This is a genomic window from Flavobacterium sp. KS-LB2 (genome assembly GCF_036895565.1).
GTDB lineage: Bacteria > Bacteroidota > Bacteroidia > Flavobacteriales > Flavobacteriaceae > Flavobacterium.
Window position 1 is genome coordinate 1,532,231 of sequence record NZ_CP145904.1, and the last position, 16,826, is coordinate 1,549,056.

Below are 16,826 nucleotides of genomic sequence, written 5' to 3' on the forward strand. Positions count from 1 at the left end.
TAGGAATCCAACGAATTCATTTTTAGGCTTGAAAGGATTTAACTTAAATTTCCATAAAACACATTCCTATTTTTATTAATTTCGTTTCATTAAAATATATAGATGAAAATTGCAATAGTTTGTTATCCTACCTTTGGAGGAAGTGGTGTAGTCGCTACAGAATTAGGTCTTGAATTGGCAAGGCGTGGTCACGAAATCCATTTTATAACGTATAGTCAACCCGTACGTCTAGCACTTTTGAATGCAAATGTGCATTATCATGAAGTGAATGTTCCTGAATACCCTTTATTTCATTATCAACCCTACGAATTGGCTTTATCAAGCAAATTAGTAGACATGGTTAAACTCTATAAAATCGAATTATTACACGTACATTATGCTATTCCTCATGCATACGCCGGTTATATGGCAAAACAAATGTTGAAAGATGAGGGAATTAATATTCCTATGGTGACTACGCTTCACGGAACTGATATTACATTAGTTGGGAATCATCCGTTTTATAAGCCAGCAGTAACTTTTAGTATCAATAAATCTGATTTTGTTACTTCAGTTTCCCAAAGCTTGAAAGATGACACTCATAAATTATTTAATATAAAAAATGAAATCGAGGTAATTCCTAATTTTATAGAATTAGATAAGAACTTGAATGATCCAAGTACTCCTTGTCATCGTTCTGTAATGGCTAGTAAAGAAGAAAGAATCATTACTCATATTAGTAATTTCAGAAAAGTAAAGCGAATTCCAGATATTATTAAAATTTTCTATAATATTCAAAAAGAGATTCCTGCTAAATTGATGATGGTAGGTGATGGTCCTGAAAAAGAAAAAGCAGAATATTTATGTCAAGAATTAGGTATTCAGGATAGAGTTATCTTTTTTGGAAATAGTAATGAGATTGATAAAATTTTGAGTTATACGGATTTGTTTTTATTGCCTTCTGAAACCGAAAGTTTTGGACTAGCCGCTCTCGAGGCTATGGCTTGGAGTGTTCCAGTTATTTCTAGTAATTCGGGTGGTTTGCCAGAGGTTAATTTTGATGGAATTTCAGGATATTTGAGTGATGTTGGAAATACAGATGAAATGGCGCAAAATGCCTTGAAAATTTTAAAAGATGATGCCACGCTTCATAAATTTAAAAAAAATGCCTTGTCAGTTGCCAAACAATTTGACATCAAAAATATCTTGCCACTTTATGAAGCTTTATATAAAAAAGCTATAAAAAAATACGAATAGATTTACTTTAGCCAAAACTAAAGCCAGTAAAACGATTGAATTCTATCTATTAACTAATAAAATGTTGCAATGAAAAAAATAATAGTATCACTGGTGGCTGTCGCTTTAGTTTCCTGCGGTGCAACAGTTACAAAAAGTTCTGACAAAAATGCTTTATATGAAGTCTTGACACAACAGACAAATGGTGGCGCAAGTATACGTTTTTTTGAGATTCTTTCGGAGCCAAATGAAATTGCAATGTTGCAGAACGATGAAAATCTAAAAGATAAAATAAGTTCAAATGATATTCAGACTTCTAATTTTTTAGTTTTGAATATGGGCGAAAAAACATCAGGAGGCTACAGCATAGGAATTGATACAGTAGTTGAAACTGATAAAAATATTGTAATTACGATAAAAGAAACGAGTCCTGAACCGGGAAGTATGGTTACTCAAGCCTTTACAAATCCATTTTGTGTAGTCAAAATAAATTCTAAGAAAGAGATTATTTTTAAATAAAAAAACGCCACTAGCAATAGTGGCGTTTTTTAATATATTTTCTAAAATATTAGAATTGGTATCTAAGACCCAATGCAATATCAGAACCGTAATTGTTTTTGTAATATCCATTTCCTCCAAACTCAGGTCTGAAATCTAAAGAGATTAACAAAGGAATATCAAAATTGTATTCAATACCAATATCTCCAGCAGCAAATACAAAAGTATCATTAAATGATTCGTTATTATTATCATAACTGTAGCTTCCTACACCACCACCAACACCTGCATACCAGTTGAAACCACCATCAATATTCCATACCCATTGGTACAAAGCTGCTAATTTTACTGCATTGTCATCATAACCATTATTGTTGTAGTTACTTCTGTTTCTCCAACCTAAATCTAGTTCAAGTCTATTGTTGCTTCCTAATGCTCTTTGGTAAGAAAGTTCACCACCAAAACCATTATTACCACCAAAACGTAATCCTAATGCGTTTTTCGAAATGTCTTGTGCTTGTGCGGAAAATGCTAATCCAATTAACATTATTGCCGATAAAATAATTTTTTTCATAAGTTTGTTTTTTATAGATACAAATGTATAATTAAGTAGAATATGTTTTTTACAAAATTTTAAAGAAAAGTTATATAATTTACGTTTTTTAAAATTCCAACACTTTTATATCAAAGTATTATTATAGGATATTTTGTTTTGAAAAAAGCGCTGAAGCCACTATTTGGTTGCTTAAAATATTTTCCATTTCAAAAAGGTTTTCATCATCAGCAAAGTGTGCTTGGGAATAGTTGTATAATTTCCAACGTTTTTTGTTGTACTCCAATGCCGTTAAGTTTTCTATCCAATCGCCTGAATTCAAATACAAAGTACTTCCATTTTTATTTTCTTTATGAATCATTTTGGGCTCATGAATATGACCACAAATAACATAATCATATTTTTTTTCGATGGCTAATTCAGTTGCGGTTGTTTCAAAATCAGAAATATGTTTTACCGCTTTTTTTACACTAGCTTTTATTTTTTTAGAAAATGAATACGGTTCTCTTCCTATTTTAGACAAACACCAATTTACAAATCGGTTTAAAAGTATTAAATAATCATACCCTAAACCGCCAAGCTTAGCAATCCATTTTGAATGTTGAACAGAAGCATCAAAAACATCACCATGAAATATCCACGCTTTTTTGTCATCAAGATTTAAAACTAATTTGTCTACTAATGCAAAATTGCCCATATTCATATCGCTAAATTTCCTTAGCATTTCATCATGATTTCCTGTGACGTAGTAGACTTTTGTTCCTTTGGAGGCAAAACTTATAATTTTTTGTATGACTTTTAAATGTGTTTTTGGGAAATAGGATTTTCTAAACTGCCAAACATCAATAATATCCCCATTTAACACTAATGTTTTAGGTTTTATAGACGATAAATAATTATAAAGTTCCTTAGCATGACTCCCAAAAGTTCCAAGATGCACATCAGATATAACCACTAACTCGACTTTTCTTTTTTTCAATGTATTTGAATTTGAATTTTACCAAATTAATAGAATTATTAGCAATGAAAATAAGGTTAAAGGTTAAGAAATGGAAGACAAGATTAAATTAATATCAATAAATGTGAAATGTTTCTTAAAACTTTAAACTTTAAACTTTTGAACTTTCAACTAAAATGGTACTTTTGTTAAAAACTAATTATAATGGCAGGAAATAGCTACGGAACACTATTTAGAATAACAACTTTTGGAGAATCACATGGTGAAGCATTAGGTGGAATAATAGATGGTTGCCCTCCTGGAATAACTATAGATTTTGATGCAATTCAATTTGAAATGTCAAGAAGAAAGCCAGGACAATCGGCTATAGTTACCCAACGTAAAGAGCCGGATGATGTACAATTTTTATCCGGAATATTTGAAGGTAAAACAACAGGAACTCCAATAGGTTTTATTATTCCAAATACCAATCAAAAATCAGATGATTACTCGCACATAAAAGATAATTATAGACCCAGTCATGCCGATTATGTGTATGACAAAAAATATGGTTTTCGTGATTACCGCGGTGGTGGAAGAAGTTCTGCCCGAGAAACTGCCAGTAGAGTAGTAGCTGGAGCGGTAGCAAAACAAATGCTATCAGAAATAAAAATTAACGCTTACGTTTCTTCTGTAGGCCCTATTTTTTTAGAAAAACCTTACCAAGAATTAGATTTTACAAAAATAGAAAACAATCCTGTGCGTTGTCCTGATGAAGAATCAGCGGTAATTATGGAGGAATACATACGCGATATTCGCAAACAAGGGGACACGGTTGGAGGAACAGTAACGTGTGTAATTCAAAATGTACCTGTAGGGCTTGGAGAACCAGTTTTTGATAAACTTCATGCTGAATTAGGTAAAGCGATGCTTTCTATTAATGCGGTAAAGGGATTTGAGTTCGGAAGTGGTTTTGATGGAGCGAGAATGAAAGGAAGTGAACACAATGATTTATATCATCCTGATGGTACTACTAAGACTAATCTTTCAGGTGGTATTCAAGGTGGAATTAGTAATGGAATGGACATTTATTTCCGTGTGGCTTTCAAGCCTGTAGCTACTATAATGCAAAAACAAGAATCATTAGATAACAAGGGCAATATTACTGAAATGACTGGAAAAGGACGCCATGATCCTTGTGTAGTGCCGCGTGCAGTACCTATAGTTGAAGCAATGGCAGCCATTGTACTTGCTGATTTTTATTTGATAAACAAAACTTATTAATACTAATTATTATCGCTTTTCTGGCTTTAAACCGTATCCTTTCTTTCTTGTCAGCAAGCAATAAACGATATAATGATAATCAAGATTAGCGTTAAGACCTAACAACCAATTTAATGAATACCAAAACAACTAAAAAACCATCTTTTTTTTCAGGATTAACGGGACAAATATTAATTGCGATGGTTTTAGGTGCTATTTTAGGCATTGTAATTCATAATTCTATCTCCCCAGAAGCAGCTCAAGGCTTTAGCGCAAAAATTAAAATCTTGGCAACAATTTTCATTCGATTGGTTCAAATGATTATTTCACCACTAGTTTTCACCACACTTGTTGTAGGAATTGCAAAACTTGGTGATATTAAGGCTGTTGGAAGAATTGGAGGTAAAGCAATGGGGTGGTTTTTTACAGCTTCATTTATTTCTTTGCTATTAGGAATGTTCTTTGTAAACATATTAGAACCGGGAGTTGGTCTTAATTTATCAAATGTTGATTTGGCTTCTGTCTCTGAAGTGACTGCAAAAACTCAAAATATATCTTTTGAAAATTTTATAGAGCATATTGTTCCTAAAAGTATTTTTGAAGCAATGGCTACCAATGAAATTTTACAAATTGTAATTTTCTCTATATTCTTTGGTTTAGCAGCTGCATCATTGGGAGATTATGTTAAACCTGTTACAAATGCTTTAGATAAAACGTCACACATTGTTCTTAAAATGGTGAATTATGTGATGAAATTTGCACCAATAGGAGTTTTTGGAGCTATTGCAGGAGTATTTGCGGTAAGAGATTTTCAGGAATTAGCAATCACCTATTTCAAATTTTTTGGTTCATTCTTAGTTGGAATATCATCACTATGGCTGGTATTAATAGTAGTTGGTTATATTTTTCTAAAAAGCAGAATGACTGTTTTACTTAAAAGAATTGTAAGCCCTTTGATTATAGCTTTTGGAACAACAAGTAGTGAAGCAGTTTTTCCAAAACTAACGGAAGAATTGGAACGTTTTGGAGTAAAAGATAGAATTGTTTCTTTCATGCTGCCTTTAGGGTATTCATTTAATCTAGATGGAAGTATGATGTACATGACTTTTGCCAGTATTTTTATTGCTCAAGCATACGGAATTGATTTAGATTTAGGAACACAAATGACCATGCTTTTAGTTTTGATGCTTACCAGCAAAGGAATTGCAGGTGTTCCAAGAGCAAGTTTAGTTGTAGTTGCAGCTACTTGCGGTATGTTTGATATTCCAATTGAAGGAATCGCATTGATTTTACCAATAGATCATTTTTGTGATATGTTTCGTAGTGCAACAAATGTATTAGGTAATGCTTTGGCTACTTCAGTAGTTGGACAATGGGAAGGTGAGGACGAAAATGAAACTCTAGCTTCTGAATAGTTTAGCATAAATTTTTGAAATACATAATATAATTAACCTGTTCAATTTGCTGAGCAGGTTTTTTTATCTTCAATTTTTATTTAGCATTATACATTTTAGAATCCATATAACTATTTTAAAATTCATTACATTTAATAGATTAAGACATGATTATTATTCTTTTTTTTATTAATAAAATGTATATTTGATAAACTTTAATTGTTTATGTATCATTTACGAATTGTTTTGTTGCTTTTATTTGGATTAAATTACTTTGGTAATGCTTCTATAGCACAGACAAAAACATATTCTAAGAAAGAAATCACTAAATTAACTGATGAGGCTTCCAGATACTTAAAGGAAGCTAATTTTGAGAAATCTTTAGATATTTCTAAATTGGCTCTTCGCTCCTCTATTAATGCGAATGATTTATATTCAGCAGCCATTTCATATATTACAATTGCGGCAAATTATGCTGAGATGGCAGAATTTGATAAAGCCATATTCTTCTACGATAAAAGTCTTTCCTATGCAGATAAGACCAATAATGACACCCTAAGAAAACGAATAAATAATAATTTAGGTAATATCTATTGTTTTGAGAAAAAGCAATATGAGAAAGGTATAAAATATTATGAAAAATCACTCAAATATAGTCAGAAATTAGCAGATACTAATCAGGTTTTCATAACTAGACTTAATATTGCATGGGCTTTTTTTGATATTGGTCTTTTTGAAAAAGGATTTCCAAGTTTGGAGTTTATCAACAAATACAATAAAAAATATGGTGACGCTACAAATGCTGTAGCTGTAAACATGCTAAATGGAATGTATTATGGGCATAAAGGAGATGATAACAAAGCAACATCTTCTTTTTTAAATGCGATAAAGTTTGGAAACGAAGGGAACGAAAAGTCTGATTTGTCTTTTTCATATCTTGAATTCTCAAAGTATTTATTAAAAAAAGGAGATTATAAAAAGGCGTATGAAAACCTTGCACGCTACAATATTATTATAGATGAGTTATACAACGAGGAAAAAATTAAAAAAGCGAATCTAGTTGGAATAAATTTAGAATTAGAGGAATATAAAAGAGAAATAGATAGAATTGAAACGGAGAAACTAGCTCAGCTTCAAAGTTTAAATAAATCAAAAATCATTGTGTTACTATTTGGAGTGGTATTTTGCTTTTTATTATTGTTGTTGTATACTTTGTTTAGGAATAATAACTTTAAGAAAAAAGCCAATGCAACACTTTCTCAAACAAATATGGAATTACTAGTTGCTAAGGAAAAAGCAGAGGAAGCCAATATATTGAAATCACAATTTGTCTCCACAATTAGTCATGAATTAAGAACTCCTTTATATGGTGTTGTAGGAATTACAAATATGTTGCTTGATGAACATAAAGAATTAGCAGATAGTCCGCATTTAAGTTCGCTTAAGTTTTCAGCCCGATATTTATTATCATTAGTGAATGATATTCTTCAAATTAATAAAATTGAAGACAATAGAATTATTCTTGAAAGTTTAACTTTTAATGTTTCGGATGAAATTAACATGGTTAAAAGTTCGTTGTCTTTTTTAGCTAAAACAAATGATAATGAGGTTGTAGTAAATATAGACCCTAATATTCCTGAATATTTGATAGGTGATAAATTAAGGCTTTCTCAAATTATTATGAATTTAGTGAGTAATGCATTGAAGTTTACAAAAAGCGGTGAGGTACGGATAGATGTAAACTTATCAAAAGTAGAGGGGGAATCTCATTTTTTAGAATTTAAAATTCAAGATAATGGAATAGGAATTCATCTCGCTGATCAAGAAAAGATTTTTGATAAATTTGTTCAAGTTGGCAGAAAAGAAACTGATTACCAAGGAACTGGTTTGGGGCTTTCTATTGTAAAGCAATTATTAGGGTTATTTGATAGCGATGTTTCTTTAGAAAGTGCCATAGGAAAAGGAACTGTGTTCAAATTTGTTATTGCATTTGACTTTAATCCTGAGCGCACAACTGAAATAATCAATAACATTCAAGTTGATATGAGTTCAACCCAAATTGTAAAAGTTTTGGTTGTTGAGGACAATCGTATAAATCAAGTTATTACCAGAAAAACAATTGAAAAAAATAATTATAAATGTTGTGTTGTTGATGATGGTTATGCCGCATTAGAAATCTTAGAAAAAGAGAACTTTGATGTGATTTTAATGGATATTAATATGCCTTTAATCAATGGTTTTGAAACCACAAGAAAGATTCGTCTTAAAGGGATTGGTATTCCAATTGTAGCACTAACAGCATTTGATAAAGCAGAAATAACCGAAGAGGCTCTTTCAGCCGGAATCAATGATATTATCATAAAACCATTTGATTCGATCAAGTTATTTAAAATCATCAGTATTTTAATATCAAAATCTAAAAGCATAGCTTAATCTATTTTTGAGACACGATATTATAAAGTGTGTTTATTGTTATAGATTTTCTAACAAAAAAAATCGCTAAATCTCCAAAACCAATTACTGTTTCTAGAAATTTAACGATTTTGATATTTGATTACTTGATGGCTATAGTTTTATGTGTTTTTTTCTGTCCATTTTCTTTCTTAGCAATGTCAACATGTAAAATTCCATCTTTATAGCTTGCTTCTATTTTACTGTCATCAATGTATTCTGGTAAACTAAAAGTTCTACAAAAAGATTGATAATTAAATTCTTTTCTAACGTAATTGTCTTTTTTTCTTGTTTCTTCTTTCTCTTCCTTTTTTTCGGATGAAATCATAAGCATGTTGTTGTCAATTTCAACTTTGAAATCTTCTTTCTTCATTCCTGGAGCTGCTAATTCCACTTGTAATTTATTATCAGTTTCTTTTAAGTTAACCGAAGGCAAATTACTACCTATTGTGGAAAAATTTTTATCAGACCAATCAAATACATCTTTTGAAAAAAAATCATCAAAAAGAGTATTTACAGTTGGAAATGAGCCGTTACTTTTTACTAGAGTTCTCATGATTTTATATGTTTAAATTATTTATATTAATGCCATCAATTGAATAAAATAAATGATTATCAAATTTAATGTATTATTTTATTTAAATGTAAATAATTAACTTGTAATTAACTGATTTTGAGTATATTGGAAATAAAAAAAATCCCTTTTGTTTTTTACAAAAGGGATTTCTTACAGATAAAAATAAAAGATTAATATTCAATTAATACCAACGTTTTTTATTTTGTTTAGATACTTCAGATTTTCTAGATTTATGAGCTCCACCACTGCGGTTTGAATTTTTTTGCTGAGAACCAGACGGCAGTTCTGGACTTCCTGAATGCCAATGATAGGGATGATCATTAACGGTTTTTACATCTACTTTTATGAGTTTTTGGATGTCTTTCCAATAGGTATGTTCGTCTTTACTGCAAAAAGAAATTGCAACACCACCGTTTCCAGCACGACCAGTTCTACCAATGCGGTGAACATACGTTTCAGGAATATTAGGTAAATCAAAATTAATCACAAAAGGCAATTGGTCAATATCAATTCCTCGAGCAGCAATATCAGTTGCTACGAGAACACCAACTTCTTTGTTTTTAAAGGCATCCAAAACGCGTTGTCTTGCATTTTGAGATTTGTCACCATGAATGGCTTCTGCGGCAATATTGTTTTTGCGTAACGCTTTTACAACATTATCAGCACCATGTTTGGTTCTTGAAAAAACCAAAACATCGGATAGATTTTCATTCTTAATTAAGTGATATAATAAATTTCTTTTTTCTCCTTTTTCAACAAAATAAACACGTTGTTCTACATTTTCAGCTGTTGAAGATACAGGAGAAACGGTTACTGTTGCAGGATCAGTCAGAAACATTTCGGCTAATTCCCGAATAGCAATTGGCATCGTAGCTGAGAAAAATAATGTCTGTCTATTTTTTGGCGTAAGCTTTACAATTTTCTTTACATCATTTACAAATCCCATATCAAGCATTTGATCTGCTTCATCAAGCACTAAAGTATGTAAATGATCTAAATCGATAAAACCTTGTTTGTGTAAATCCAACAATCTTCCTGGTGTTGCTATCAAAATGTCGACACCATTTTTTAAAGTATCTACTTGTGGATTTTGTGAAACTCCTCCAAAAATGGTAAGTTGTGTCAGGTTAGTATATTTTGCATAGGTATCAAAACTTTGCCCAATTTGTACGGCTAATTCACGAGTAGGAGTAACTACTAAAGCTCGAATTTGTTTTGCTTTTTTAGAAGAACCTACAATTCTGTGCAATTGATGTATGATTGGAATAGCAAATGCAGCTGTTTTTCCAGTTCCAGTTTGTGCACAACCTATTAAATCTCTTCCCGATAACACAATTGGTATTGACTGTTCTTGGATAGGAGTTGGGTTAAGGTAGCCTTGTTCAAATACGGCTTTTTGTATACTTTTTGACAGCGATAAATCTTCAAATAACATATTTTTGGTATTAAATATCCTGTATTAAGTACATAGATAGTGCCACAAAGATAGTATTATTATTTTTGATGATAGTTTATAAGGTATTATGACAGAGAATTTCTGGAATTTAAACCCAGAAATTCATCAGTAAAATGGATTAGATAGTATTAGATTTAATGAAATCAGTTACTAAATATCCTATAAGTTTACCTATCAAATGATTGTTTTTGTCTTCACCTAAATCAGGTGCGCCTTCGCAAATGTGTAAATAGGTTGCATTTTTATTTTTTGCAAAATAAGAAATAAATTGACGAAGTTGCTCGACTGAGAAACCACTTAAAGTCATTGCACTGCAAGCAATATTAGGAATCGAATCTAAATCAATTTCAATTCCAAAAGAATCATCATTTATAAACTCTAAGGCTAGAGCCATTTCTTGATTAAAATCTTTTTCTTTTCTAATGCTAACGCTATCATAGGTGTTATAACGTACACGGTCTTCTATTTTTTTTATGATATCCAATACACTTTTGGAAGTATAATTTTCGTGTAAACCAAAAATAAAATATTTCTTTAAAAAACCTTCTTCATAAGCGTATGAAAAACCATTACCGCTGTGGCGTCCTTCTAAAATTCTAAAATCAGAATGTGCATCAAAGTTTATTGCATTGATAGGTTTTCCTTTTGCAAGGGCTGAACCTTTTATGTTGCCGTAGGAATTATTATGTCCACCACCTATAATTATTGGGATTTTGCCTAGTTTTATAATATTGAAAATAATATGGGAAACATCCTTATCAATTTTTTCTACTAATTGACTTAATTTAAAGCGATCATCAATATCATTAAAATCTAAATGTTCTACTTCTTTCATTTCGACACTCACATTCAACTGCCCCAAAACAAAAAGTTGACTTCCTTTACAAAATCGATTGTGCTGAATATTAGCAATGCTTTTAATTGCGCTATCCCAAGCTGATGCCGCGCCAGGTCTGCCAAAATTAGCTCTTATGCCAATATCTTCTGGAATGCCAAATAGTACATATTTTGCTTCACAAGTTTTAAGAAACTCAACAGGATCGGTCTCTTTTGGAACAGTTAGCATTTTCTCTCCAAATTTTATTTCACCACTTCTATGGTTTGTAATTTTCGCAAGGTCTTTGATAGTAAATGGGATGATTTTTTCCATTAAAAAAAATATTTTTTTTTCCAAAAATAATATAATTACGTTAACATACGTTATTAGGTGGTTATATATTGTTAAATTTGTAAAATAAATTAAATTAAATTAAAAGATGGAAAATCAAAAAAGTAGTTCAAGTCTTAAAGCGGTTGTAGCAATATTAGCTATTTTATTAGTGGGAAGTTTAGTTTATATTTTTAAAATGACTTCTGACACTGAAATCGTAAAAACAGAATTGAAAAGCACATTGACTGAGAAAGAGTCAGTTATGAAAGATTTGCAAGAATTAAAATCAACATATGATGCTGCAATAGCAGAAAACACATCTATGTCTGAAGAGTTGATTCAAGAAAGAGATAAAGTGGTCAACTTAATGTCTGATTTAAGTAAATCAAAAGGTGATGTAGCTTCATTATCAAAATACAGAACTCAGTTTATTGCTTTGCAAGGAAATATGAAAGTTTTAATGGCTGAAAATGACAACTTAAAAAAGGCAAATACAACACTTACTTCACAACGAGATAGTACGGTTGTGGTATTAGGAGAAACTAAAAAGAATGTTGAAGCGTTAACAGGCCAAAACGAAGAATTGGCAAAGGCGGTTGAAATGGGGTCCAAATTGACGGTTTTAAATACAAGAGGTTCTGCTTTTAAATTAAGAAGTTCTGGTAAACAAATCGAGACTGATAAAGCAAGCCGTGCTGACGTTCTTAGAGTGAACTTTACAATTGCAGAAAATCAAATTGCTAAATCTGGAGATAAAACCTATTATGTTCAGGTAATTGACAGTAAAAACAATGTTTTAGGTGATAAAAAAACAGAAGGTTTTGGAGATAATACGTTAACATATAGTTTTTTAACTAATGTGAAATATGAAAACAAAACAATCAATGTTACTGAAGACTTAAAAGGTAAGGATTTTGCAAAAGGAACCTATTACATTAATATTTTCGATAGAGATATATTAGTTTCTAAAACAAGTTTTATTTTGAGATAAGAAAAACTGTAGACATAAAAAAAGAGGAACATAACGTTCCTCTTTTTTTATGAATAAATTTCACCGTCTATCAATACAGTATCAATTAGATTACTGCCAAAGGCATAGGGTAATTGATAGTAGGAGGGAATCGGTTTAGTGATAATAAGGTTTGCCATTTTACCAATAGTAATGCTTCCGTGGGTTTCAGAAATCCCCATAGCATAGGCACCATTTATTGTAGCTGCGTTTATAGCTTCTTCTGGAGTCATTTTCATTTTGATACACGCTGTAGCAACTACAAAATTCATGTTTCCAGATGGAGTAGAACCTGGATTGTAATCAGTGGCAAGAGCGATAGGAAGTCCAGTAGCTATCATTTTTCGTGCTGGAGTATACGGAATACTTAAAAAATAGGAACACGAAGGCAGCGCCACTGGCATTGTTTCAGTATTTTTTAACGCTTCAATATCTTCTGTAGTCATAATTTCTAAATGATCTACAGAAAGTGCATTATATTTTATACCAGCCTGAATTCCGCCAATAGAGTTAAACTGATTGACATGAATTTTTGGCTTTAAACCAAATTTAATTCCAGCTTCCATGATTTGTTGAGTTTCTTCAACAGTAAAATAGCCCGTTTCACAAAATACATCGATGAATTCTGCCAGTTTATTTTTGGCAATTTCAGGAAGTATTTCGTCGATGATTAAATCAATATAGCCTTTGTGATTTGCTGAATATTGCAATGGAAAAGCATGAGCGCCAAGAAAAGTAGCTTTTATAGTTATGGGATAGTTTTGAGCTAATCGCTGTATCACGCGAAGCATTTTCAATTCTCCTTCAACAGTCAATCCGTATCCTGATTTAATTTCGACAGCTCCAGTTCCTAAACGCATGACTTCTTCCAGCCGCGCTTTTGATTGATTGTAAATTTCTTCTTCAGTGGATTCGTTGAGTTTTTTTGCAGAATTTAAGATTCCACCGCCACGATTGGCAATTTCTTCATAGGTCATGCCATTGATTCGATCAACAAATTCCTGTTCTCTATTACCGGCATAAACAATATGAGTATGACTATCACACCAGGAAGGTAAAACTATTTTTCCGGTGGCATCAATCGTTTTATCAGCATGTATTGGAGGTAAATTCTCCATAGCACCAAAATCAGCAATTAACTTGTCTTTAACTACTAAAAAGGCATTCTTGATCGTTGGAAGAATTGCCATTTCAGCACCAGAAACTTTAGAGATTGCCGTTTCTCGAACCTGAAGTAGCTCTTTTATATTGATGATTAAGGTTGTCATTTTATAGTTATAATTATTCTGAAACTTTGATTTCAAACATTTTATCCCAGTTTTTCCCAGTTACGAAAATGGTTTTTGTTTTTGGGTTGTATGCAATTCCGTTTAAGACATCAGTATCTGGTAACTGTGTTATTTTTTTCTTTAAATCGGTAAGATTGATAATTGCTTCTACGGTTCCATTTTTAGGATTTATTATGGCAATAGCATCTTTTTGATAAACATTACCATAAATTTTTCCATTAATCCATTCCAATTCATTGATGGATTTTATTTTTGTTTCAAAAGAGTAAACGTTTAAATAATCTAATTCTTTTAAAGTAGCTGGATCCAAAATCCAGATTTTTTCGGTCCCGTCCGATTGGTATAAATTTTTTCCATCATTGGTCAATCCCCATCCTTCAATAGGTTTGAAATAGGTAAATGTTTTTTCTTTTTTAAAGGTATCGGCATTATAAACGTATCCTTCATTCTCTTTCCAAGTCAGTTGGTATACTTTATTGTTCAGAATTGTTATTCCTTCTCCAAAATATTTGGAATCTAGTTCAATTTCTTTATAAACTTTTCCAGTTTTATAATCGGTTTTTTTGAGCTGAGACTTGCCATATTGTCCAGTTCCTTCATATAATGTATCGCGATAAAATTCTAATCCTTGTGTGTAGGATCCGATGTCGTGTGGATATGTATTGATAATCGTATACTTCAATAATTTTGGTTGTATATTAGAAACTAATTCTACTCTTGTGGTAGCTTCTGAGTTTTGTCCCTCGAAATAGACCAAAGCCTTTAGTTTTTGATACCCTAATTTTTGATCTTTCAATTCAAAAGTTAATTTGTCAATTCCTTTTTTAGAACCAATTTTTTTATCATTTACATAATAGATAATGCTGTCAATACTTTTTGAATTTGTGTTCAAAATTCCTAAATCTATAGTCTCTTGAGGTTTGTATTGTTCTTTAAATTTAGAATTATCAAAGGTAAATAAAGAATTTTCACCTTTTTTAGTGTCACCACAATTAACAAATAGGGTTCCTAATAAAATGATAGATAGTATGTTATAATTTTTCATAGTTTTAATTTTGAATACCCCAATATACAATGTTATTTTAAGAGCACAAAGGGCTTGCACAAATATAAAAAGATTGTATATTTGCACCGGCAAGTCCTACACGACCAGCTCCTGCAGACTCCCCCAGGATGGGAACATAGCAAGGGTACGTGGTTGAGCGGTGCGATGTAGGTCGCTTGCCATTTTTTTTAAATCTGAACATCTTTTAGATTCTTTTCGAAATTCATACCAATAAGTAGTCTTCCTTCGGGAGGATTTTTTTATTTTTGGACCTTTCGTACAAAATACAGCGATAGTTATGAGTAAAGTAGTTTTAATTACAGGAGGTTCTTCGGGAATAGGGAAATCTATTGGTGCTTTTTTGCATCAAAAAGGTTTTGTTGTTTATGGAACCAGCAGAAATCCAGAGCGAGTTTTGAATTCGGTTTTTCCATTGGTTACTTTAGATGTTCGGGATGCGGATTCGATTCATGCGGCTGTTGCCAAAGTGATTTCGATTTCCGGAAGATTAGATGTTGTTATTAATAACGCTGGTGTAGGAATCACTGGACCTTTGGAAGAAACTCCTATGCAGGAGATTAAGAATAATTTTGACACTAATTTTTTTGGTCCAATTGAAGTGATGCAAGCAGTGTTACCACAAATGCGTGCACAACAATCTGGACTAATTATCAATATTACTTCTATTGCTGGTTATATGGGATTGCCGTATCGAAGTGTTTATTCTGCTTCTAAAGGTGCGCTCGAACTTATAACCGAAGCATTGCGTATGGAAGTGAAATCTTTTGGAGTTGATATTACTAACGTAGCACCTGGTGATTTTGCTACGAATATTGCTTCGGGGCGCTATCACGCTCCAGTTGTAGACGGTTCTGCTTATGAAATTCCATACGGAAATACTTTAAAGATGATGGATGAACATGTAGATAGCGGAGGTAATCCTAATGAAATGGCCGAAGCGGTCTATGGAATTATCCTAAATCCAAGTCCAAATATTCATTATAAAGTAGGCGCTTTTATGCAAAAGTTCTCGATTGTTTTGAAGCGAATTTTACCCGATAAAGTATATGAAAAGATGCTTATGAACCATTTTAAATTGTAATTTTGCACCGGATTTTATGAGCGTGAAGGATCGAAGTGGAAATTCTTTTACTTTTTCCTTTAAAAAGTAAAAAATTGTAGCGTAGAGCCTGACCCAAAGTTTTTCACGGAGGGTCACGCCCAAATAATTATAAACACACAATTAAATAGGTATATTATGAAGTTTTTTATTGACACGGCTAATTTAGCTCAAATTAAGGAAGCACAAGCATTAGGCGTTTTGGATGGTGTTACAACTAATCCATCATTGATGGCTAAAGAAGGAATTACAGGTAAAAACAGCATTTTGAAACATTATGTTGACATTTGTAATTTAGTTGATGGAGATGTTAGTGCCGAAGTAAATGCTTTGGATTACGACGGAATGATTAAAGAAGGCGAAGAATTAGCGGATTTACATGAGCAAATCGTGGTAAAATTGCCTATGACTAAAGAAGGTGTTATGGCTGCTAAATACTTTTCGGATAAAGGAATTAAAACGAATGTAACTTTAGTATTCTCTGCTGGTCAGGCTTTATTGGCTGCAAAAGCGGGAGCTACTTATGTTTCTCCGTTCATTGGTCGTTTAGATGATGTATCTACAGACGGTTTGGCTTTGATTGAAGAAATCAGATTGATTTATGATAACTACGGTTATGAAACTCAAATTCTTGCTGCTTCAGTGCGTCACACGATGCATATTGTAAACTGTGCAAAAATTGGTGCTGATGTTATGACTGGACCATTATCAGCTATTTATGGCTTATTGAAACACCCATTGACTGATATTGGATTGGCACAGTTTGTTGCTGATTTCGAGAAAGGAAATAAATAGATTTTTAAGATTACCGATTTTTTATTTGAGATTTCGGAATAAATAAAAACTCCCATTTTGATAATCAAAATGGG

At 31.9% G+C, this 16,826-nt stretch carries 15 protein-coding genes and 1 other RNA gene; 9 read left to right on the forward strand and 7 right to left on the reverse strand.

Annotated elements, in window-relative coordinates; genetic code table 11:
- The first annotated feature begins 102 nt into the window (after window positions 1–102).
- Both bshA and V5J73_RS06530 read left to right on the forward strand, forming a co-directional pair.
- Window positions 103–1,236 carry an N-acetyl-alpha-D-glucosaminyl L-malate synthase BshA gene (gene bshA / locus V5J73_RS06525; RefSeq protein WP_338648409.1) on the forward strand — a complete coding sequence of 378 codons (1,134 nt, stop codon included), beginning with the start codon at window positions 103–105 and terminating at the stop codon, window positions 1,234–1,236.
- 69 nt (window positions 1,237–1,305) lie between these two features.
- Complete coding sequence (locus tag V5J73_RS06530; protein WP_338648411.1) at window positions 1,306–1,734, forward strand: protease complex subunit PrcB family protein; 429 nt, start codon at window positions 1,306–1,308, stop codon at window positions 1,732–1,734.
- A 49-nt stretch (window positions 1,735–1,783) separates the two neighbouring features.
- On the opposite strand, the gene V5J73_RS06535 is transcribed toward V5J73_RS06530, so the two are convergent.
- Window positions 1,784–2,287, reverse strand: coding sequence for a hypothetical protein (locus V5J73_RS06535; protein ID WP_338648412.1), 504 nt, complete (start codon window positions 2,285–2,287; stop codon window positions 1,784–1,786).
- Between the two features lie 121 nt (window positions 2,288–2,408).
- Window positions 2,409–3,245: a UDP-2,3-diacylglucosamine diphosphatase gene (locus tag V5J73_RS06540; protein WP_338648413.1), complete on the reverse strand. Its 837-nt coding sequence runs from the start codon at window positions 3,243–3,245 to the stop codon at window positions 2,409–2,411.
- 183 nt (window positions 3,246–3,428) lie between these two features.
- On the opposite strand from V5J73_RS06540, the gene aroC reads away from it, so the two are divergent.
- From aroC to V5J73_RS06555, 3 genes are all read left to right on the forward strand, one after another.
- On the forward strand, window positions 3,429–4,487 hold the full coding sequence (gene aroC, locus V5J73_RS06545; protein ID WP_338648414.1) for a chorismate synthase: 1,059 nt from the start codon (window positions 3,429–3,431) through the stop codon (window positions 4,485–4,487).
- A gap of 113 nt (window positions 4,488–4,600) precedes the next feature.
- Window positions 4,601–5,881 carry a dicarboxylate/amino acid:cation symporter gene (locus V5J73_RS06550; protein ID WP_338648415.1) on the forward strand — a complete coding sequence of 427 codons (1,281 nt, stop codon included), beginning with the start codon at window positions 4,601–4,603 and terminating at the stop codon, window positions 5,879–5,881.
- Between the two features lie 204 nt (window positions 5,882–6,085).
- Window positions 6,086–8,293: a tetratricopeptide repeat-containing hybrid sensor histidine kinase/response regulator gene (locus tag V5J73_RS06555; protein ID WP_338648416.1), complete on the forward strand. Its 2,208-nt coding sequence runs from the start codon at window positions 6,086–6,088 to the stop codon at window positions 8,291–8,293.
- A 121-nt stretch (window positions 8,294–8,414) separates the two neighbouring features.
- Here V5J73_RS06555 and V5J73_RS06560 read toward each other — a convergent pair whose 3' ends face one another.
- The 3 genes from V5J73_RS06560 to V5J73_RS06570 form a co-directional block, all read right to left on the reverse strand.
- Window positions 8,415–8,867, reverse strand: a complete 453-nt coding sequence (locus V5J73_RS06560; RefSeq protein WP_338648417.1) for an Hsp20/alpha crystallin family protein — start codon at window positions 8,865–8,867, stop codon at window positions 8,415–8,417.
- A gap of 202 nt (window positions 8,868–9,069) precedes the next feature.
- Window positions 9,070–10,323 (reverse strand): DEAD/DEAH box helicase, encoded by a 1,254-nt coding sequence (locus tag V5J73_RS06565; protein ID WP_338648418.1) that lies wholly within the window; start codon window positions 10,321–10,323, stop codon window positions 9,070–9,072.
- 139 nt (window positions 10,324–10,462) lie between these two features.
- Complete coding sequence (locus V5J73_RS06570) at window positions 10,463–11,494, reverse strand: formimidoylglutamase (RefSeq protein WP_338648420.1); 1,032 nt, start codon at window positions 11,492–11,494, stop codon at window positions 10,463–10,465.
- A gap of 106 nt (window positions 11,495–11,600) precedes the next feature.
- Between V5J73_RS06570 and V5J73_RS06575 the strand changes: the two genes are divergently transcribed.
- Complete coding sequence (locus tag V5J73_RS06575) at window positions 11,601–12,485, forward strand: hypothetical protein (protein WP_338648421.1); 885 nt, start codon at window positions 11,601–11,603, stop codon at window positions 12,483–12,485.
- A 47-nt stretch (window positions 12,486–12,532) separates the two neighbouring features.
- On the opposite strand, the gene hutI is transcribed toward V5J73_RS06575, so the two are convergent.
- Together hutI and V5J73_RS06585 are read right to left on the reverse strand one after the other, a co-directional pair.
- Complete coding sequence (hutI, locus tag V5J73_RS06580; protein ID WP_338648422.1) at window positions 12,533–13,771, reverse strand: imidazolonepropionase; 1,239 nt, start codon at window positions 13,769–13,771, stop codon at window positions 12,533–12,535.
- A gap of 13 nt (window positions 13,772–13,784) precedes the next feature.
- Window positions 13,785–14,837, reverse strand: coding sequence for a glutaminyl-peptide cyclotransferase (locus tag V5J73_RS06585; protein WP_338648424.1), 1,053 nt, complete (start codon window positions 14,835–14,837; stop codon window positions 13,785–13,787).
- Window positions 14,838–14,924: 87 nt separating this feature from the next.
- On the opposite strand from V5J73_RS06585, the gene ffs reads away from it, so the two are divergent.
- From ffs to fsa, 3 genes are all read left to right on the forward strand, one after another.
- An RNA gene (ffs, locus tag V5J73_RS06590) (signal recognition particle sRNA small type) lies at window positions 14,925–15,022 on the forward strand.
- Between the two features lie 113 nt (window positions 15,023–15,135).
- Window positions 15,136–15,939, forward strand: a complete 804-nt coding sequence (locus V5J73_RS06595; protein WP_338648426.1) for an SDR family oxidoreductase — start codon at window positions 15,136–15,138, stop codon at window positions 15,937–15,939.
- Between the two features lie 156 nt (window positions 15,940–16,095).
- Window positions 16,096–16,752, forward strand: a complete 657-nt coding sequence (gene fsa, locus V5J73_RS06600) for a fructose-6-phosphate aldolase (protein WP_073353076.1) — start codon at window positions 16,096–16,098, stop codon at window positions 16,750–16,752.
- Window positions 16,753–16,826: the final 74 nt, after the last annotated feature.